This is a genomic window from Desulfovibrio sp. JY (assembly GCA_021730285.1).
GTDB lineage: Bacteria > Desulfobacterota > Desulfovibrionia > Desulfovibrionales > Desulfovibrionaceae > Solidesulfovibrio.
The window spans coordinates 1,931,145-1,949,299 of sequence record CP082962.1; the positions used below are offsets into that span (position 1 = coordinate 1,931,145).

An 18,155-nucleotide genomic window follows, 5' to 3' on the forward strand; every position below is an offset into this window, starting at 1 on the left:
GGAGAAAAGAGTGCTAGTCTGTGGCCCGTGTGTTGTCAAGAAAAAGCTTGCCAATGCCTTCGTTCCCATGTACCTCACAAAATTCTTTGCGTCACTGCGAAAAAACACGCGGTCGCGGCAGCCCGGAAACCTTGTCCGGCGGGCCGTCCCGCGACATATGTTTTCGGGAGGAACCTCGTTATGGCCAAGATCTGTGAGCATTGCGGCAAGAAGCCCCAGAGCGGCAACAACGTCAGCCACGCCAACAACAAGAGCAAGCGTCGTTTTTCGCCCAACCTGGTCAAGGTGCGGGCCCAGCTGCCTTCCGGCGAAGTGACCACCATGACGGTGTGCACCCGCTGCCTGCGTTCCGGCGCGGTGACCAAGCCTGTCGCCAAGACCGCCTAGTTTCGTTTCCAGCCTTTTCTATAGTAAGGTCGCAAAGCGGCGCGTCATCCGGCGCGCCGCTTTTTTTTCGTTTAGGAAAGGCGGCTGGGGGGCGCGCTTTGTAAGACGGGATTTTGCCCCGGGCTTTTGATCAGGCGTCCGGCTCCGTCTGGTCCGTTTTTTTCGAAGTGGGCGTCGCCAGCACCCGGTCGATGCGCCGGCCGTCCATGTCCACGATTTCAAACGTCGCGCCAAGGGCGGTCAGCTTGTCGCCGATGGCCGGGATGCGGCCAAGGCGTTCCAGCAGGAACCCGGCCAGGGTGGCCCCGCTGACGTCCTCGGGCCAGGGCCGGGGCAGGGACAGGGCGGAGGCGGCCTCGTCCATGGGCGTGGCCGCGTCGATGAGAAACGAGCCGTCATCGCGCCTGACCACGGCCGGCTCGTCGTAACCGGAGAGCCCGGGCAGATCGCCCACCATGTCCTCGAACACGTCCGCCGCCGTGACCATGCCGACCACGTCGCCGTACTCGTCCACCACCAGGGCCAGATGCAGGCGCGGCGACTGGCGAAATCGCGACAGGAGCGACAGGCCGCGCAAGGTCTCCGGCAGGAAGACCGGCGGCGTCAGGTGGCCGGCCAGATCGATTCGGCCGTCGCGCAGATAGCCGGCCAGCACGTCCTTGGCCCGCACCACCCCAAGCACCTGGGAAAAATCCCCCCGCACGACCGGAAACCGGGTGTGCGGGCTTTCCATCATGGCCGCCAGGGCTTCCTTGGCCGGCGCGTCGATGTCGATGCGGTCGATCTTCGAGCGGTGGGTCATGATGACGTCCAGCGGCCGGTCGGTGAGCCGCAGCACCCGCTCCATGATGGCATGTTCCTCGTGCTCCAGCGCCCCGTGCAGCATCCCCTCGCGCAACAGGCCACGGATATCCTCCTCGGTCACGTCCTGCTCGTCGCTCCCGCCGCCGAAGCCGAACAGGCGCACCACGCCGCGCGTGGCCAGGCCGAGCAGTCGCACCGCCGGCCGGCTGGCGAAAAGCAGCGCCCGCATGACCGGCGCGGCGGCCATGGCCAGTCCTTCCGGCCGGGCCAGGGCCAACCGCTTGGGCACCAGTTCGCCGAAAAGGAGAGTGACCACGGCGATCGGCACCACCACGCCGGTCAGGGACAAGGCGTGGGCATAGGGCGCAAGGACCGGGATGGCGTGCAAGGCGGCGGCCAGTTCCCCGGCCAGGGTCGCGCCGCCGTAGGCGCTGGCCAGTACGCTTGCCAGCGTGATGCCGATCTGCACGGCGGACAGAAAGGTTTCCGGATGCTCCCGCAGGCGCAGGCATGTCCCGGCCCGGCGGTTGCCGGCTTCGGCCAGGGCCTGCAAACGGCTTTTGCGGCAGGCGACCAGGGCCATCTCCGCCATGGAGAAAAAGCCGTTGACGCAGATGAGGCCAAGAACGGCCAACAGTTCCAGGGTGATCGCGGTCATGGACGCTCCGTACGGCGGCGGCCCGCCGGTATGGGACCATGTTAGCATCGGCGGCGACAAAGGCGAAGGGCGCGCAAGGGGGTGGTTGCGGATGGTTGTCATGCCGTATTGTATTGTGGCCTGGACATGGTATGGTGGTGCAAAGCTCAATTTCTATTGCGTCAGTATGGAATGCATTCAAGGAGGGTTCCATGGCCGATTGCGAATGCCTGGCCGGCTGTGTCTTTTTCAACGACAAGATGCAGAACATGCCCGCGGCGACCAATCTGCTCAAAAAAAGACTGTGTCGCGGCGACAATACGAAATGCGCCCGCCATATGGTGCTTGTGGCCAAGGGGAGGGCAAACGTGCCTCCCGATCTGTCGCCCAATCAGGTGGATCGCGCGGAGAACATCATTGCCGGAAGATGATGGCGTGACACGAGCGCCCTGGCCGTGATGCGGACACGACCAGGGCGCTATTGGGCGCTATAGAACCGGCGGGAAGCGTCAGTTCGCGGCGAGAAGGTCGTTTAGGCCCTTGATGAAGGCCTCGGGATCGGACACCTTGCCGAGTTTCAGCAGCGTGCCGAGGTCGCAGGGGAAATCCCCGGAACAGCTGTAGGGGGATACGCCGTTTTTGACGCAGTAGGCCACGACGCCGGGCTTGTCGATGAATTCCTCGACCGGTGTTTCCTTGGTGATCATGGGCTGGCTCCTTTGCCGGGATGGGCTCAATACATCCCGAGCTTCTGTTCGGAAAGGCTGATGAAGATGTTTTTGCGCTGGCTGTAGTGGTCGAGCATCATCAGGTGGTTTTCCCGGCCGATGCCCGATTTCTTGTAGCCGCCGAACGGGGCGTGGGCCGGCAGCACGTTGTAGGTGTTGACCCACATGCGGCCGGTTTCGATGCCCCGGGCCACGCGCAGGGCCCGGTTGATGTCCCGGGTCCAGACGCCGCCGGCCAGGCCGTATTCGTTGGCGTTGGCCAGGGCCACCACCTCGTCCTCGTCGCGGAAGCTGATGACGCTGGCCACCGGGCCGAAGATTTCCTCGCAGGCCACGCGCATGGTGTTTTTGACGTGGGTCAAAAGCGTCGGCTGCATGAAACAGCCCTTGGCCAGCGGGCCGTCGGTGATGCGGCTGCCGCCGTAGGCCACGGTCGCGCCCTCGTTTCGGGCCACGTCCACGTAGGCCAGGATCTTTTCCAGCTGGCGGGCGTTGACCTGGGACCCCATCTGGGTGTCCGGCTCCCAGGGCAGGCCTACCTTGACCTTGGCGAAAGCCTCCGTGGCCGCCTCGATGAAGCGGTCGAAGATGGCTTCGTGCACGAACACCCGCGAGCCGGCGCAGCACACCTGGCCCTGGTTGAAGAGGATGCCGAGCTGGAGCCCTTCGATGGCCTTTTCCCAGGGCGCGTCGGGGAAGAAGATGTTGGCCGACTTGCCGCCGAGTTCCAGGGTGGCGGGAATGAGCTTTTTGGCCGCGGCCTCGGCCACGGTGTAGCCGACCTCGGTCGAGCCGGTAAAGGCCAGCTTGGAAAAGCCCGGGTGGTTGAGCATGGCGTTGCCGGTGGTCGAGCCTTTGCCGGTGATGACGTTGACCACGCCGGCGGGCAGCACCTGGGCCATGAGTTTGGCCAGTTCCAGGATGGACAGCGGCGTTTCGGTGGAGGGCTTGATGACCACGCAGTCGCCGGCGGCCAGGGCCGGGGCCAGCTTCCAGGCGGCCATGAGCAGGGGGAAGTTCCAGGGGATGATCTGGCCGACCACGCCGAGGGGCTCGCGCAGGATGATGCTCATGGTCGTCTCGTCGATCATCGTGGCCTGGCCTTCCTCGGTGCGCACGGCGGCGGCGAAGTAGCGGAAATGGTCCGAGGAAAGCGGCACGTCGGCGCCCTTCGTCTCGCGGATGGGCTTGCCGTTGTCCATGGTCTCGACCAGCGCCAGATGGTCGGCGTTGGCGTCGATGAGGTCCGCGATTTTAAGGAGCATGGCCGAGCGTTGCTGGGGCGAGGTCTTTTTCCAGGCCGGGAAAGCCTTCCAGGCGGCGTCGACCGCCTTGTCGATGTCGTCGAGACAGGCGTCGGCGCAGTGGGCCAGGACTTCGCCGGTCGACGGATTGGCTGTGGCGAAGGTCTTGCCGCAGCCGCTTTCGACCCAGGCTCCATTGATGAAAAGCTTGTAACGATCGTCAAGATGCAGGTTCATGAATCACTCCGTGCTGTTGTTTGGGATATGACGGACGGTTGCATCCGTAAAAGCGGGAAATACCAGCTCTGATTGCAAATAAAGAAGGTGCAACGCATGCGTGTCGCGTTGGTTATCGTTGGGACATGGAATCGCCGGCCAGGCCATGCTTGGCCTTGCGCCTGACGTCAGCCGGAACAGCGCTGTCCATATACATTGTTCTTGTCCTCCTTGGAGAAGATTCGAGGCTACACTACACCCACGGCCCCGCCTGTCAAGGCCCGGCGCGAAAAAGAAGGGCTACGTCGCTGCCGGCCTGCCCGGGACGCCACGCAAAAAGCCCCCGGACACGGCCAGAACCGTGCCCGGGGGCTTTTGTAGCGTTCGGAAAGAGGTTGCCGGCTTACAGGGCCAGCGCCCGGTCGATACGGGCGAGCACGCGCTTTTTGCCCATGACGGCCATGGTCTCGAAGAGCCCGGGGCTGGCCGTGCCGCCGGTGATGGCCACGCGGATGGGCTGGGCGAGCTTTTTGAACTTGAGCTCCTTGGCCTCGAGATAGGCGGCCACCGCCTGCTCCATGGCGGCCTCGTCGAAGCAGCACAGGGCCTCGAGGATGGCGCGCACGTCGGTGAGGTGCTCGCGCACCTCGGGAGTGAGAAACTTCTGCACCGCCTTCATGTCGTAGACCAGATCGTCCGTGCGGACGACGAAGCATTCGGTCTTGTCCGCCATCTCGGCCAACGTCTGGGCGCGCGGCTGCAAAAGCGGCACGATGCGGGCCAGGTATTCCAGGTCCTGGGACGGATAGCCCTTGCGCTCGAGGAACGAGTTGACCAGCACCGCCAGGCGCGAGGCCGGGCTTTCCTTGATATAGTGGGCGTTTAACCACAGGAGCTTGGCCTGGTCGAACACGGCGGCCGAACTGCCGAGGTTGTCCGTGGAGAAAAGTTCGACCAGCTCCTCGCGGGAGAAAAGCTCCTGGTCGCCGGAGGACCAGCCCAGGCGCACCAGGCCGTTGAGCATGGCTTCGGGCAGGAAGCCCTCGGTCTCGTACTCCATGACCGCCGTGGCCCCGTGGCGCTTGGAGAGCTTTTTCTTGTCCGGGCCAAGGATCATGGGCACATGGCCGAAGCGCGGCAGGGGCAGGTCCAGGGCCTTGTAGATGAGGATCTGGCGCGGGGTGTTGTTCAAATGGTCGTCGCCCCGGATGATGTGGGTGACGCCCATGGTGGCGTCGTCGACCACCACGGCCATGTTGTAGGTCGGCGAGCCGTCCGGGCGGCGCAGGACCATGTCGTCGAGCTCGGCGTTGTCGAAGGAGACCGGCCCCTTGACCATGTCGTCGACCACGGTCGCGCCGGCAATGGGGGCCTTGAGCCGCACCACCCGGCCCGGCCCGGGGCCGAGGCCCGCCTCGCGGCAGCGGCCGGAATACTTGGGCTTGAGGCCCTTTTGCCTCGCTTCCTCGCGCATGGCCTCGACTTCCTCGGGCGTGCACGAGCACCAGTAGGCGTGGCCGGTTGCGAGCAGCTTGTCGATGTACTCGTTATAGATGTCGAAGCGCTGGCTTTGGTAGGTGATCTCGCCGTCATGGTCGAGGCCGAGCCACTCCATGGCGTCGAGGATGGATTTGGTCATGTCGGCGTTGGACCGGACCAGGTCCGTGTCCTCGATGCGCAGCAGAAATTTGCCGCCGGTGTGGCGGGCCAGCAGCCAGTTGAAAATGGCCGTGCGCGCGCCGCCGATATGCAGGTAGCCGGTGGGGCTCGGGGCGAAACGGGTAACGATGGTGCTCATAGGGGCTCCAAAGCGAAAAAAGGGAGCTGCCGCGGCGGCTCCCCAGGTGACGGACGAAAACGCGGCCGGGGCGCGGCCGGCTGCGGGAAATGGACGGAGCTAGACGGGTTCCACGGCCTTGACGCCCGGAACCTCCTGCATGAGGATGCGTTCGATGCCGTTTTTGAGCGTCATCTGCGACATGGGGCACCCCTTGCAGGCGCCGGTGAGCCGCACCTTGACGATGCCGCCGTCGGTGACCTCGACGAGTTCCACATCCCCGCCGTCGGCTTGGAGGCTGGGTCGGATCTTGGCCAGGGCGGCCTCGACTTTCTCTCGCATGGCGATACTCCTTGGCGTGGGCCTAGGCCACGGCCGACGATGGCCGACGACCTTGCGGCCGGGAGGTAGCGTCTTTGGGGGCCGGCGTCAACCGCGCCGCCCTTGGCCCCGCCTCGGGGATGGGCAAATGCGGCGAGGCGTGCTAGAGGGCGGACAACCCGAACGCCCGACCGTGCCAGCGGGCGGTGGAGCCCATGCATGTTCAAGAAATCCGTCTTCCTGATTCTCCTTTTCTCCTTCTTTTTCCTGATGCTCTCGGCCCTGGTGGTTTTCATCGCGCCGGCGGCCCGGGTGGCCTCCTGGGCCGACTGGGCCTTTCTGGGCCTGTCCCGGCCAAGCTGGGAAGCCGCGCACCTGGGCATGGGCCTGCTTTTCGTCGTGGCCGCACTGGCCCACGTGGCCTGCAACCGGGCGACGCTGCTCGATGCCTTGCGCGACGCCGACGGCGCGCTGGTGCTTTTCACGAGACCTTTTTTCGTGGGCCTCCTCGTGGCCGTGGCGGTTTTCGTCTGGTCCCTCGGCGGCATGCCGCCGGTCGGCCAGCTGGTCGCCGTATCGGACTATTTCAAGCAGCGGGCCGTGGAGACCTACGGCGAGCCGCCCTATGCCGAGGCCCAGCGCTCGACCCTGGAAAGCCTGGCCCGGCGCATGGGCATGGACAAGGACAAGGCGCTCGCCCTGCTGCGGCTGAAAAACATCAAGGCCGAAAGCGCGGACATGACGCTGGCCGAGATCGCCCGGCAAAACGGGGTGGCCCCGGGCGGGGTGTTCGAGGCCCTGCGCATGGTCATGGAGCCTTCGGGCGGCAACCCGGGCGGACTGCCCAAGGACCCGCCCCCGGGCCTTGGCCGGCGCAAGCTTTCCGATATCTGCGAGGAATACGGCCTGCCCCAGGCCACGGCCATGTCCCGGCTCGCCGCCGCTGGGATGAAGGCCCAGCCGTCCTGGACGCTGACCGACACGGCCAAGGCCAACAACGTGCTGCCCATCGCCGTCTACGAGGCCCTGCGCACGGAAAAGCCCGCCCCGGTGGCTGTGGAGGTCACGCCCACGCCCGAGGCCGCGACGCCCCAGCCGGTCCAGGAGCAGGAAAGCGCCCCTGCCGAGCAGCCCCAGCCGGTCCGGCAAGCGGCTCCCGTCCAGGAACCGACGCCCATCCAGGCCGCGCCGCAACAGGCTCCCGTGGCCCAGCCCGCGCAACCCGCTCCCGGCGTCGCTTCCCAGCCGGGGTATGCGCCAACGACGCCGGGAGCGGTCCAGCCCGCCCAGCCGGGCTATCCGCCGGCAACCGCCGCGCCGGCCCAGCCCACGGCTCCGGCCGCGTCGATACCGGCCACCCCGCCGCCGGGACTGGAGAAAATGATGCTGCAGACCTTTTGCCGCGAATACGACATTCCGCTTTCGGTGGCCGTGCAGCGGCTGGCCCGGCACCACATCACGGCCTTCGGCGACATGAGCTTCGAGGAGCTGTCGCTGGAAAATAACCGCACTCCCTCCGACATCATGCGTCTGGTCGTCGGCCAGTAGGCAGAAACGGGCAGGCCCTCCCGGCGGACCTGCCCGCTTCTTTTCAGCCAGCCACGACAATGGAAAAGGGCAGGTGAACCACCTGCCCTTTTTACTTTTTTGGGGGGAATGGCCGGGACCCGACGGATCAGAGACGGCGGCCGGCCGGAGTCGGAGCCGGTTGCGGCGGCGCGGGATTGGGGCCGGCCGGGGGCGGCGGCACGAAGCCGTAGTTCCACTTGGTCATGGTGCCGCCCATGTCCATGGCCAGGGTCGAGGTGATGGCCGTCAGCGGATCGGTCGGCATGCGGTTTTTGCGGGCGAAAAGAATGTAGTCCTCGACGAGCCCGGTCTCCATGGTGCCGGCCTCGGCCATGGACCACAGGCGTTCGCCGCTTCGGGCGTCGATGACGTCGAAGGTGAAGGACACGCCGCTGTCGCCCCGGGTGCCGCCGGAGAGGACATAGGTGAACTTGCCGACGATGACCGTATCGAGGCCCATTCTGCGGGCCACGGCCACGGCTTGCGGCGTGCTCGCCCCGCGCAGGTTGGGTTCGTAGATGATCTTGGGGAAGACGCGGTCCCGGGTCCAGGTCCGCCAGACCACCCGGGTGAGCTGTTCGCCCAGGTCCTGGGACCCGGCCATGTCCTGGGTGACCTCGAAGGGCACCATGAGCGCCGAGACGGGCGTCGGCGGCGAGCGCATGGGCTCGACGTAGACCTCGGGGCTGTCGCGGCGGGTGTAGTTGTCGATGTAAACGGTGCTCTTGTCGGAGAGCTTGGGTTCGATGGCGCAGGCGGCAAGCAGCGTCAGCCCGGCCAGGGCGCAGACGAGTGCGGCCAGGCGGGCGGCCGGGCAGGCGGACAGACGGGCGAGACGCGGATGGCGGCGCATGACGTTCCTCCAGGGCCGAAGGGCGGTTACTGGCGCGTGGTGGTGACCACGGGCGCGTCGCAAAGGGTTTTGAGGAGCTGTTCGCGCGAGGACAGCAGGCTCTCGCGCAGCTCGATGCGTTTTCGCGACGGAAGCATGCGAAATTCCGGACGCGCGGCCATGCGCCCAAGCTCCAGCATTTCCCGGCGGATACGCCTGGCCTTGAGCAGAAAGGCCTGTTCCTCCGGGCGGACCTTGGAGGCCACCTCGGCCAGTTCGGCCAGTTCGGCGGCCATGGTCCGAAAGGTCTCGGGATGGATATCCCTGGCCAATCGGCGCTTTTCGGCCATGTTCCGCCATTTTGTCCGCAACCATGCCAACATGGGCGTCACCGCGTCATCGCCCGGGCGATAACGCCCGGGGCAGGATCCGTCCATCCGCGCACGCTTCCCATGCCAGTGTCTTCGCGTTTCCCGAAGCCCGCGTCAAGAGGACCAGGGGGACGGCAGGCATTACCGGCCGGGCGTGAAGTTTTGCAGCATGGCCAGAAGCAGAAAGAGATAAATAGACCATTTGATGAAGATGACGGCCAGGGTCTGGGTATAGGCTCCCTGGTGGACTTTTTTGAGCCCGATGGCCTGCAGCACCATGTACCAGACGAGAATGACCGGGGAGAGGATCTGGCCGGCCACGGGCACGGCCGAAAGGACCGTGGGCGCGGCGCTGTAGCACAGCACGCGGAACGTCTCGTTAAAGCCTTTGTTGGCGCTGCGAAAAAGCCGCAAGAGCAGGTGGGTGAGCCAGGCGTCGAGATAGATGCCGAAGGTGATGGCCAGGGGCACGAGCAAAAGCGCGATGAGAAATCCCAGGCCGGGCGTGGCGGCGGCGGCCCCCAGGGGATCGGCCTGGCCGGGATCGCCGATCCTGGCCCGCAGGCCCATAATCGACCACAAAAAGTCGATGACGAGCAGGAACTCGCTGATAAGCAGGTTGAAGACCAGCGCCTTCCCCTTGGGCCGGCCCAAGGGCATGTCGCTGAAAAAATCCACGGGCGTGAAAAGGATTTTCTTGAGCGTGCGGAAAAGGCCCGGGAAGAACCCGTAGGCGTCCACCCGTTCCCAGGGAATGGGATCGGTGACGGTTTCCCGGGGAGGCGTGTTGGCGTCTTCCGGCGCGTCGTCCGCTTCGTCCTCCTCGTCCACTGGCGCTTCGGATTTGGCGGCGCGCTTGCGGGACGGCGAGGCATCCATGGCCTGGAGTCTGGCCCAGATGTCCCGGACGCCGTCGCCGGCCCGTTGGCCGTCGCTTGGGCCGTGGCGTTTTGGGGGAACCTCCGGGCTTTCGGTCGCGTCTTCCCTGGTTATCGCCATATCGTCCGGAGCGTCGCGCCGCGCTGCGCCGGGCGCTGCTTCGGCGCTGTCGCGCGGGGGCTCGGCCGGGGCGCTCTCGCCGGGGCGGTCGTCACCGGGCGCGGGAGATGCCGCGTCCGCTTCGACCTCGTCGTCGTGGCCGGACGTTGCCGCCGGTTCGGGCCTGCTGGCGGCGACTTCCTGCGCGACTTGGGACCATTGGTGATCGCGCGGGGGGGTGTGCGCCTGCTCGTCGGGCGCTTCTTCCGGGACGGCGTCCTCGGCCTTGGGCGCGGGAACCTTGGACCGGACGGAAGGCGGCGCGAGGTCTTCGGGCGCCTCGTCCTGGTGGGGGGATTCCCAATGGGTGACCGGCGGGGCGGCCGTTTCCGCCTGGGCGGCGGGTCCGGGCCGGCGCCAGGACGAGACGTCGCCATGGGACCGCAGGGGCTCGCGGTCGTGGGCCGCGGTCCGGGAATCGGAATCGTTATCCGTGCGGAATTTGAACCGATGGCGACATTTCGGACATGTGGCCATGGTCGAGGTCACGGGAATTTTCTTGTCGGGCAATTCCCGAAAGTAGCCGCATTGTGGGCAAGTGATGCGCATCGTATCCCTTTGTGAGGCACCCTGGCGTTGCCGCCTGGCGCGAGCCGACGCAAGGCAGTGTAGCCACTCCCCGGCGGCAAGGCAACTGCGCGGGGGTGGCGGGAGGCCGGCCTGGGGCTGGTTACCACAGGCCGGGCAGCAGCAAAACCCTGCCGTCGGTGGCGGGGGCGGCCAGGGCGGTGAAGAATTCCAGGGGCAGGGCCGGGTAGTCGCGGCTGAGGCGGTGGGCATGGCGTCCGGCGGCGGCGTCATAGGCCGCGAGCTTGGCCGTGACGGCCGCGTCGTCGGCAAGCAGGCGGTTTAAATGCAGCAACGGGGCGTCCAGGGCCAGGACGACGGGGCCGGCGAGCCCCTCCAGGCGTTCGTGGACCGGGCGGACGTAGCGGGGGCGCGAGGGCGGTTCTTTGGTGAAAAAGCGCAATTGCAGGTCCGGCCAGAGGCCATGCCCGGCTTTGACGTGGTCCGGGTCGGGATAGAGGGTGAGCCTCGGAAAGTAGGCTCCGGCCAGTCCGGGCATGGCGGCGAGCCGGGGAAGCGTTTCCCGAAAGCCCGGGCCGGGACGTTCGTCGGGGTCGAGGCTGAGGATGCGCCCGGGGGGACAGGCGGCAAGCAGCGCGTTTCGCTGGGCGGCGAAATCGCCTCCAAGGGGCCGGGCCAGATGGCGCACGGGCATGCCCAGCCGGGAGGCGGCGTCCCGGCCCGAGACGGGTACGGTCCGGGCGTCCCAGGCGATGACGGCCCGCTGGGCCAGCCCGGCGCAGGCAGCGAAAAAATCGGTCAGGGCCGGTTCGTCCGGTCGGGCCAGCACGGCCAGGGTCACGGGCGAGGGGGCGGCGGCGGTCGCCGGCAGCGGCACGGTCTCGGCGAGAACGCGCCGCAGCCAGACAAGCGCCTGGCGGACCTCCGGCGGGCAGGGCTCCGGATTGACGGTGACGAGCGTTTGCGGCCCGAGGCTTGCGGCCATGGCCGGCAGGCAGAAAAGGGCCTGGCGCGACGAGTCGGCCAAAAGCTGGCGGTTGCCGCCCGGGCGTACCCAGGCGAGCTTTCCCGCGTCGCGAAGCCTTGCGGCGGCAACGGTGTCCGGGGTGAGAACGGTCAGGGCTGTGGCCGGCGGCAAGGCGGCGGCCAGGGCGGCAGCCAGTTCGCCCGTGCCAAGGCCCAGCAGCAGCACATGCCGCCGCTGCCTGGCGGCGCGAAGGACACGCTCGACCCGCACGGCCGTGCGCCCGGGATCGGGGGACGGAGCGTCCGCGCCGGAGACAGGACCCGCCGCCTGGTCTCCGAGCCGCCAGGACAGGATTTCGCTCGTGAAAGTGAAAAAGGGATGCGCGTCGGCCACCGAATCCTCCGTCCGGGGTGGTACCGTGGGAAGCGGCCGGAAGTCCATTCGGCGTCGGACAATGAAAAACGCCCGCACGACGGCCGTGGCGGGCGTGAGTGTTTTGGAAGAAGGGTTATCCCTGGGCGCGGCTGGCGGCGTAGGCGGCCATGACCCGGCGTACGGGCGCGCCGGCCGGCACGGCGACCGTCTCGAATTCCCGCTCCACGGGCGCGGCGGGAACATCCATGGCCGCCAGGGGCGTCACGGACGTGGCCGCGGGCGCGACCGGCCGGAGCGGGGTGCGGGGCGTGGCCTTGGGCGCCTGCCCGGGGACGTCGGCCTGTGCGGCCTTGGACGCGCCCTGACCGGCCTGGGCCAAGTACAGGGCCTGGGCGGCCGGCTTGCCGGGCTGGCCCGACATGGCCCCCGGCAGGATGGGGGCGGCGGAGCCGGCGCTTACCGGCACGCTCTTGGTGGTCACATGCTGGTTGGCTTCGTTGAAAGCTTCGCGCAGGCCGGTCAGGATGTTCACGACCTCGTCGATCTTGGTCACGTCCATCTTGAGGTTGGCGGCCAACAGCCGGGCGTTGCAGAAAAAATAAAGCTTTTGCAGCCGGTCGGCCAGATCGCCGCCCTTTTGGGCGTTGAGCGACCCTTGCAGCTCGGAGAGGATGTCCATGGCCTTGGAGATGAGGATGCCCTTCTGGGCGTAATTCTTCTCGGCGATCTTTTCCTTGGCCTGGCTTAAAAACTTGAGAGCCGCGTCAAAGAGCATGATGAGCAGGTCTCCCTGGGTGGTGGTGGCGACCTGGGTCTGGAAATATGATCTGGCGGCGGCTTGCATGCGCTTTCTCCCTGTTTTCACACTTATCGGTGATGCCGGAGAAAACTGAAGGGTGCTGTCGTCGAAGAAACGCGGTTGGAGGATGTTTTAGATTTTAATTAATTGAAATACAAAGAGAAGAAAAATTTATCCCGGTGATGTACGCCAGCGCCGGCCTGAGGCCGCCTTGGCCGTTGCGGAAGTGGGGGCAATCGTCTCGTATGGTATCCGCCGTGGCGCGGCTCGACTTCCTTGCGGTTATCAACTGGAGGAGGAGAGGTTTTTTATGGCCGAAGTGAGCTGGTTCTGCTGCTGGTTGTAGGTGGAGAGCAGGGAGTCCACCTTGGCGAAGCGCTTGCGCAGGTTGGAGGCGTAGGTGGCGATGCGGCGCTGCTCGAAGGAGATCTTGTTGTCGATCATGTGCGTGATGTCGTCGTAGTTATTGTCGAGGATGTGCAGGGGGCCGTCTTTGGCGTTGGTCAATTCGCCGAGCAGATCGACCAACTGGCCGGTCTTGCCCTGCTTGAGGCACGCGGTGGCGGTGTGGGTGCCCGGCGAGACGTCGATGGCCTTGAGCACCAGGCCGGCTTCGTCATAGCCGTGCTGGCCGGTGATCAGGTTGGAGTTGCTGGAGTAGAACGCCGGATGGCCGTTGATCGTGGCGCCCGTGATCTTGCCGCTGGCGTCGGCGGTGTAGGACAGTTCGTAGGTGCCGCACTTGGTCGTGCCTTTGATGTAGGAGGCGATGGAAATTTCGGAACTGTTCACGCGGCCGGCGTAACTGGCGGCGAAGAGTTCGGCCGCCTTGGTGGCGTTGGATGCCAGGATGGCATTGAGGGTGGCGTTGCTGATGTAGAGCAGGCCTTCGTTTTTGGCGCCTTCGTTGGCGTTGGTGAAGATGCCGATCTGGGACAGCACGGAGTAGGTGTCGGCGTCGTAGTCGAACCCGACGCCCTTGCCGGCCACGGCGGTCTTGAGGTTGGTGTCGATGAGTTGCAGGCCGTAGTTGCCGGTCAGGATGGACGCCTTCGACGTCGTGGAGTCGTATTTGGTAAGGTCCTTCAACATGGACCGCACCGTGTTCATTTGTTCGACGAAGGTCTGGATGTTCTGTTTGACGGCGTTGGTGTCGGTGGACACGGTCAGGTTGACGGTGCCCGTGCTTTTGAGGTTGAGGGTGATGCCGGGAATGAGGTCGGTGACGGTGTTGGTTTCCCGGGTAATGTAGCTGGTCGCGCCCGTGGGCCAGCCGTCGAGCTTGAGCAAGGCGCTGGCGTTGGAGGTGATGGTGTCGAAATCGGAGGCCTGGAAATAGGGCAGGGTGGTGCTGGAGTCGATGGTCAGCGTGGCGGAATCGCCGGTGTCCATGCCGCGCAGTTGGAGAAAGTAGCCGGTGCCGTCATAGACGACGCTGGCCTTGACGCCGGGGTTGTTGGCGTCGTTGTTGATGATGCTGGCGAGATCGTTCAGGGAGCAGTTGGTGCCGATGTTGTTGGAATAGGTGGTGCCCTTATAGGTATAGGCGAAGGTCTGGTCTGTGGGGTTTATGTTGATGATCTGCCTGGGATCGACGAATCCTGAATGGGTGACCATGGCCTTGGCCGTGGCCAGGCGGTTCACCTCGATGACGTGGGAGCCGTTGTCCGCGCCGGAACTGGTGGTGGCGGTGAGGACGTTGGAGTTGGTGGAACTGGCCACCTTGACCAGGAATTCGCCCTCGGTGTCCATGCCCTCGAGGGTGGTCTTGAGCGCGAGGAGCTTGGTGTTGAGTTCCAGGAAGGCGTCCTGCTTTTTGGTCCAGGACTGTTTCCAGGTTTGCAGCGTGGTGATGCGGCTCTGCTCGACCTGGACGAGCTTGGTGATCAGGGTGTCGAAGTCCGTGCCGTTGCCAAGCCCCGTGTAATTGATTTGGCCGGACTTGGTTACCGGTGTGTAGGCGCTGACCGTGCTGGACATTTCGCTACCCTGAAAAAAGAGTTGTTCCCATGCGGGGAATTCCGATCGGATCTAAGCAACTCTTATGCCAAAGACCGGTCGGGTCGCAGGCACGGCCCGACCGGTCATGAAACCGAAGCTTAACCCTGAATCAGGTTCAGGGCCATACGCGGCAGGGAGTTGGCCTGGGACAGCATGGCCACCGCCGACTGGGTCAGGATCTGCTTCTTCACGAACTGGGTCATTTCGGTCGCCACATCCACGTCGGAGATCTGGGATTCCGCGGCCTTCAAGTTCTCGCTCTGGACCTGCAGGTTGGAGATGGTGTTCTCCAGGCGGTTTTGCAGGGCGCCCAGGTTGGCGCGGATCTTGTCCTTGGACACGATGGCCGTCTGGATGGCGTCGAGGGCCTTCTGGGCCAGTTCCTGGGTGGAGATGCTGCGGCCGGAAGCGCCGGATGCGGCACCCAGACCCACGCCCAGGGCGGAAGCGGTGGAAGTGCCGATCTGGACGTAGTAGTAGTCCTCGGCGCTCTGGTTGCCGGAACCGAAGTGCACCTTGAGCTTGCCGCTGGAATTGAGGGTCGATCCGCTGTGGGTGCTCGAGGACAGGTTGCCGTTCAAGAGATAAATGCCGTTGAAGTCCGTGGCGCTGGCGATTCGGGTGATTTCCGAGGCCATGGCCTGGTATTCGGAGTCGATGATGAGGCGCTGATCCGAAGTGTAGGTACCGGTGGCCGCCTGTTCGGCCAGTTCCTTCATGCGGATGAGCTTTTCGTCCACGACCTGGAGCGCGCCGTCGGCGGTCTGGATCATGGAGATGGCGTCGTTGGCGTTTCGAACGCCCTGGTTGATGGCGGCGACATCCGAGCGCATGAGCTCGCGAATGGCCAGACCGGCGGCGTCGTCAGCGGCGGTGTTGATGCGCAGGCCCGATGACAGGCGCTGGGTCGAAGTGGCCAGGGAAGAGTAGGAGTTGGACAGGTTACGGGCGGCGTTGGCGGCCATTCCGTTGTAATTGATGGTCAGCGACATGGTTGTTTCCTCCTTGAAATGGATGCGGGCGTCCTTGCCCTTTGTGCTTGTCCGGTTGCGGCCGCGGGCCCTCGGCCGAGGACAACCGGTAGCGTGTTTTCACCGTTCTTATCGACGCCGGAAAAACGATTCTTTAGCGTCCCGCCGGGCCGAAATAAAAAAACCACGGCGGCCGCCGGCGACTTTTCGCGGGAAAGGGTGGGGCGTTTTCCGTGGTCTGCGGCCGGACACGTCGGTTTCCCGACGCGGCCATCTTGGCCGGCAACGGCGCGAGGAAAGGCTAATCGCTTCGATTTACAGTCGTTGTTCGAAGCTGGACCGGGCGTCGCGAAATTGACGCAGCAGTTCGCGGGTCGGGAGGGACTCGTGGAAGGCGCGCAGGGCTGGCGCTTTTGGAGGGAAGAGCCGAGGGGAAGAGCCGGGGGAAAACCTTTCTTGCAGAAAGGTTCTTCCCCCGGACCCTCTTTCCAAAGACTCTTCGTTGTGGCTGGATGGTATCGTTGCTACTGTTGTCGTTATAAAGTTTAGGAAGGGGAGAGCGCGAGAGGGGAGAACCCTTTTCAAAGGGTTTCCCCTCTCGCATTTTTCCTCTCCCTTCCATAAGCATTCATTCCCTTGTCACCGCGTCGTGGAACATGGTCCGGGCCGTTTCCGGGGTAAGCCCCCGGACGGCGGTCAGGGCGACCAGGTTTTCCTCGGCGTCACAGGGGCGCAGGTAGAGCGGTTCCACCTGGTCAGGGCCGTAGGTGGCCTGTCTGGCCGCCGCCAGCACCGTGTCCGGGTCCGGCCGGTCGCCGTTCTCGGGGATGACGGCCATGGGCGCTGCCTCGAGCAGGGCGGCCCGGTAGCGGGCCGCGCCATCGCCGACCAGGGTGAGCGGCCCGACCGCCGCGCCCTCGGCCACGCGGGCCGCGGCGGTCTCGAGAAAAAGCGATTCGGGCGGCCCCATGGGGGCCAGATCGCCGTCGGCCAGGAAGGACTGGAGATAAACCTGCCCGCTTCGGGCATGGGTGATGACGATGACCGCGCCGGTGGCATGGCGCGCGGCCGAGGCGGCCAGAAGCGGCAGGTAGTCGAGGCCGGCCATGGGCGCGCCGGAGCCCATGGACAGGCCGAGGACCGTGGCCAGGGCCACCCGGATGCCGGTGAAGCTGCCCGGGCCGCGCACGCAGGCGATGCCGGCAAGCTCCGCCGGGGCAATCCCCGCCGCCGTCAGCATGTCGGCGATCATGGGGGCCAGGACCGCGGCCGAATGGCCCGTGCCCGTGTTTTCCCGGACCAGCACGTCCTGTCCTGGCAGGCCCAGCAGCACGGTCAGGCGCGGCGAGACGCCGCTTACGACCAGCAGCGGCCCTTCGGCCGGCAAGGGGCGCGCCTCAGCCATTGAGCACGCTTATCTGGCGGCGGATGTCGTTGACCGTGGCCAGAAGCATCAGCGCGATGAGAAAGGCCAGCCCGAGCCTTGTGGTCAGCGCCCGCATGCGGGGGCTCACCGGTTTGCGCATGATGATTTCCAGGGTGTAGAAAAGCAGATGCCCGCCGTCGAGGACCGGGATGGGCAGCAGGTTCAGCACGCCGAGGTTGACGCTTATGAGCGCGGCCAGGGCCACCACGTTGCCGATGCCTTCCGCCGCCTGCTTGCTGACCATCTGGGCGATCATGATGGGGCCGCCGAGGCTGTCCAGGGGCACCACCCGCTCGATGAGCTTCAAAAGCCCCGTGTAGGTCACCGCCACCACGTTCCACGTCTGTCTGACGGCCTCGCCGGCGGCCGAACCCGCGCCCATGGGCACGGCCCGGGTCTTGCCCGAGGCCACGATGCCGACCAGCGGCGCGCTTTCCTCCTCGCCGAAGAGGTTCTTGATGGTGCGCATGGCCGGGGTCAGGGTGAAGGTCAGGTCCTTGCCGTCGCGGCGGACGGTGAGGGTGACGGACTTGCCGCCGCCGCCCCGGATGGACTTGGCCATCTCGTCCCAGTTGGCCACGGGCGCGCCGTCTATGGTCGTGACGGTGTCGCCGGCGGCGATGCCCGCCTTCTCGGCCGGGCTGTCGGCCTGGACCTGGCCGACCACGGGCAGCATCTCGAAGCGGCCCTCGGCCACGAGCAGGCACCAGAAGAGCAGCCAGGCCAGGAAAAAGTTGAACAGCGGCCCGGCCGCCACCACGATCATGCGCTGCCAGGCCGGGCGCAGCTTGAACTCTTCCTGCGGCGAGAAGCCGTCCGGCACGGGATCGTCCGGGTCCTGGCCCACGAGCTGCACGTAGCCGCCAAGCGGAATGGCGGAAATCGCGTAGCGGGTCTTGCCCCGGGTGAAACCCAGGAGCTGGGGGCCGAAGCCCAGGGAAAAGGTGGACACGCCCATGCCGAAGGCCCGGGCGGCCAGGAAATGCCCCAGTTCATGGAAGAAGATGAGGCCCCCCAAGACCAGGGCCACGGCGACGATGCTTTGGATCATGCCTACTCGGGTGCTCCCTGGCGTTTTTACGCGTCAGGGGCGGGTTTGCGCGGCCGGCCGGCTCCCGGAACATCCCGGGGCGGGCCCATGGCCGATGCATTATAATAAGCGAC

17 protein-coding genes are annotated in these 18,155 nt (G+C 65.7%); 3 read left to right on the forward strand and 14 right to left on the reverse strand.

Features of this window, described 5'->3' with window-relative positions; genetic code table 11:
* Positions 1-180 precede the first annotated feature (180 nt).
* Positions 181-387, forward strand: a complete 207-nt coding sequence (gene rpmB / locus K9F62_08640) for a 50S ribosomal protein L28 (protein ID UJX42723.1) — start codon at positions 181-183, stop codon at positions 385-387.
* Positions 388-517: 130 nt separating this feature from the next.
* On the opposite strand, the gene K9F62_08645 is transcribed toward rpmB, so the two are convergent.
* A complete protein-coding gene (locus K9F62_08645) occupies positions 518-1,849 on the reverse strand; it encodes a hemolysin family protein (protein UJX42724.1) in 1,332 nt (443 codons plus the stop codon).
* Between the two features lie 191 nt (positions 1,850-2,040).
* Here K9F62_08645 and K9F62_08650 point away from each other — a divergent pair, with 191 nt between their 5' ends.
* Positions 2,041-2,259 carry a hypothetical protein gene (locus K9F62_08650; GenBank protein UJX42725.1) on the forward strand — a complete coding sequence of 73 codons (219 nt, stop codon included), beginning with the start codon at positions 2,041-2,043 and terminating at the stop codon, positions 2,257-2,259.
* A gap of 78 nt (positions 2,260-2,337) precedes the next feature.
* On the opposite strand, the gene K9F62_08655 is transcribed toward K9F62_08650, so the two are convergent.
* The 4 genes from K9F62_08655 to K9F62_08670 all read right to left on the reverse strand — a co-directional run bounded on the left by K9F62_08655 (position 2,338) and on the right by K9F62_08670 (position 6,135).
* Positions 2,338-2,535 carry a hypothetical protein gene (locus K9F62_08655; protein UJX42726.1) on the reverse strand — a complete coding sequence of 66 codons (198 nt, stop codon included), beginning with the start codon at positions 2,533-2,535 and terminating at the stop codon, positions 2,338-2,340.
* A gap of 26 nt (positions 2,536-2,561) precedes the next feature.
* Positions 2,562-4,037, reverse strand: a complete 1,476-nt coding sequence (locus tag K9F62_08660; GenBank protein UJX42727.1) for an aldehyde dehydrogenase — start codon at positions 4,035-4,037, stop codon at positions 2,562-2,564.
* 382 nt (positions 4,038-4,419) lie between these two features.
* The gene (gene gltX / locus K9F62_08665; GenBank protein UJX42728.1) at positions 4,420-5,814 is read right to left on the reverse strand and encodes a glutamate--tRNA ligase; all 1,395 of its coding nucleotides are present in this window, start codon (positions 5,812-5,814) and stop codon (positions 4,420-4,422) included.
* A 99-nt stretch (positions 5,815-5,913) separates the two neighbouring features.
* Entirely contained in the window at positions 5,914-6,135 is a 222-nt protein-coding gene (locus tag K9F62_08670; GenBank protein UJX42729.1) for a NifU family protein, read from the reverse strand.
* A 198-nt stretch (positions 6,136-6,333) separates the two neighbouring features.
* Between K9F62_08670 and K9F62_08675 the strand changes: the two genes are divergently transcribed.
* Positions 6,334-7,662, forward strand: coding sequence for a DUF4405 domain-containing protein (locus K9F62_08675; protein ID UJX42730.1), 1,329 nt, complete (start codon positions 6,334-6,336; stop codon positions 7,660-7,662).
* Positions 7,663-7,789: 127 nt separating this feature from the next.
* Here K9F62_08675 and K9F62_08680 read toward each other — a convergent pair whose 3' ends face one another.
* The 9 genes from K9F62_08680 to rseP form a co-directional block, all read right to left on the reverse strand.
* On the reverse strand, positions 7,790-8,536 hold the full coding sequence (locus K9F62_08680; GenBank protein UJX42731.1) for a hypothetical protein: 747 nt from the start codon (positions 8,534-8,536) through the stop codon (positions 7,790-7,792).
* A 26-nt stretch (positions 8,537-8,562) separates the two neighbouring features.
* Complete coding sequence (locus K9F62_08685; GenBank protein ID UJX42732.1) at positions 8,563-8,898, reverse strand: hypothetical protein; 336 nt, start codon at positions 8,896-8,898, stop codon at positions 8,563-8,565.
* Positions 8,899-9,027: 129 nt separating this feature from the next.
* A complete protein-coding gene (locus K9F62_08690) occupies positions 9,028-10,473 on the reverse strand; it encodes a zinc-ribbon domain-containing protein (protein ID UJX42733.1) in 1,446 nt (481 codons plus the stop codon).
* Positions 10,474-10,594: 121 nt separating this feature from the next.
* Positions 10,595-11,860: a hypothetical protein gene (locus tag K9F62_08695; protein ID UJX42734.1), complete on the reverse strand. Its 1,266-nt coding sequence runs from the start codon at positions 11,858-11,860 to the stop codon at positions 10,595-10,597.
* 67 nt (positions 11,861-11,927) lie between these two features.
* On the reverse strand, positions 11,928-12,638 hold the full coding sequence (gene fliS, locus K9F62_08700) for a flagellar export chaperone FliS (GenBank protein ID UJX42735.1): 711 nt from the start codon (positions 12,636-12,638) through the stop codon (positions 11,928-11,930).
* A 240-nt stretch (positions 12,639-12,878) separates the two neighbouring features.
* Entirely contained in the window at positions 12,879-14,573 is a 1,695-nt protein-coding gene (fliD, locus tag K9F62_08705; GenBank protein UJX42736.1) for a flagellar filament capping protein FliD, read from the reverse strand.
* Between the two features lie 119 nt (positions 14,574-14,692).
* On the reverse strand, positions 14,693-15,586 hold the full coding sequence (locus K9F62_08710; GenBank protein ID UJX42737.1) for a flagellin: 894 nt from the start codon (positions 15,584-15,586) through the stop codon (positions 14,693-14,695).
* A gap of 607 nt (positions 15,587-16,193) precedes the next feature.
* Positions 16,194-16,970 carry a tRNA (adenosine(37)-N6)-threonylcarbamoyltransferase complex dimerization subunit type 1 TsaB gene (gene tsaB / locus K9F62_08715; GenBank protein UJX42738.1) on the reverse strand — a complete coding sequence of 259 codons (777 nt, stop codon included), beginning with the start codon at positions 16,968-16,970 and terminating at the stop codon, positions 16,194-16,196.
* On the reverse strand, positions 16,963-18,042 hold the full coding sequence (rseP, locus tag K9F62_08720; GenBank protein ID UJX42739.1) for an RIP metalloprotease RseP: 1,080 nt from the start codon (positions 18,040-18,042) through the stop codon (positions 16,963-16,965). The genes tsaB and rseP overlap by 8 nt, the downstream gene beginning before the upstream one ends.
* Positions 18,043-18,155 lie beyond the last annotated feature (113 nt).

Coding starts and splice junctions, on each gene's coding strand:
- rpmB (UJX42723.1), top strand. CDS start 181: ATGGCCAAGATCTGTGAGCATTGCGGCAAGAAGCCCCAGAGCGGCAAC.
- K9F62_08645 (UJX42724.1), bottom strand. CDS start 1,849: ATGACCGCGATCACCCTGGAACTGTTGGCCGTTCTTGGCCTCATCTGC.
- K9F62_08650 (UJX42725.1), top strand. CDS start 2,041: ATGGCCGATTGCGAATGCCTGGCCGGCTGTGTCTTTTTCAACGACAAG.
- K9F62_08655 (UJX42726.1), bottom strand. CDS start 2,535: ATGATCACCAAGGAAACACCGGTCGAGGAATTCATCGACAAGCCCGGC.
- K9F62_08660 (UJX42727.1), bottom strand. CDS start 4,037: ATGAACCTGCATCTTGACGATCGTTACAAGCTTTTCATCAATGGAGCC.
- gltX (UJX42728.1), bottom strand. CDS start 5,814: ATGAGCACCATCGTTACCCGTTTCGCCCCGAGCCCCACCGGCTACCTG.
- K9F62_08670 (UJX42729.1), bottom strand. CDS start 6,135: ATGCGAGAGAAAGTCGAGGCCGCCCTGGCCAAGATCCGACCCAGCCTC.
- K9F62_08675 (UJX42730.1), top strand. CDS start 6,334: ATGTTCAAGAAATCCGTCTTCCTGATTCTCCTTTTCTCCTTCTTTTTC.
- K9F62_08680 (UJX42731.1), bottom strand. CDS start 8,536: ATGCGCCGCCATCCGCGTCTCGCCCGTCTGTCCGCCTGCCCGGCCGCC.
- K9F62_08685 (UJX42732.1), bottom strand. CDS start 8,898: ATGTTGGCATGGTTGCGGACAAAATGGCGGAACATGGCCGAAAAGCGC.
- K9F62_08690 (UJX42733.1), bottom strand. CDS start 10,473: ATGCGCATCACTTGCCCACAATGCGGCTACTTTCGGGAATTGCCCGAC.
- K9F62_08695 (UJX42734.1), bottom strand. CDS start 11,860: ATGGACTTCCGGCCGCTTCCCACGGTACCACCCCGGACGGAGGATTCG.
- fliS (UJX42735.1), bottom strand. CDS start 12,638: ATGCAAGCCGCCGCCAGATCATATTTCCAGACCCAGGTCGCCACCACC.
- fliD (UJX42736.1), bottom strand. CDS start 14,573: ATGTCCAGCACGGTCAGCGCCTACACACCGGTAACCAAGTCCGGCCAA.
- K9F62_08710 (UJX42737.1), bottom strand. CDS start 15,586: ATGTCGCTGACCATCAATTACAACGGAATGGCCGCCAACGCCGCCCGT.
- tsaB (UJX42738.1), bottom strand. CDS start 16,970: ATGGCTGAGGCGCGCCCCTTGCCGGCCGAAGGGCCGCTGCTGGTCGTA.
- rseP (UJX42739.1), bottom strand. CDS start 18,042: ATGATCCAAAGCATCGTCGCCGTGGCCCTGGTCTTGGGGGGCCTCATC.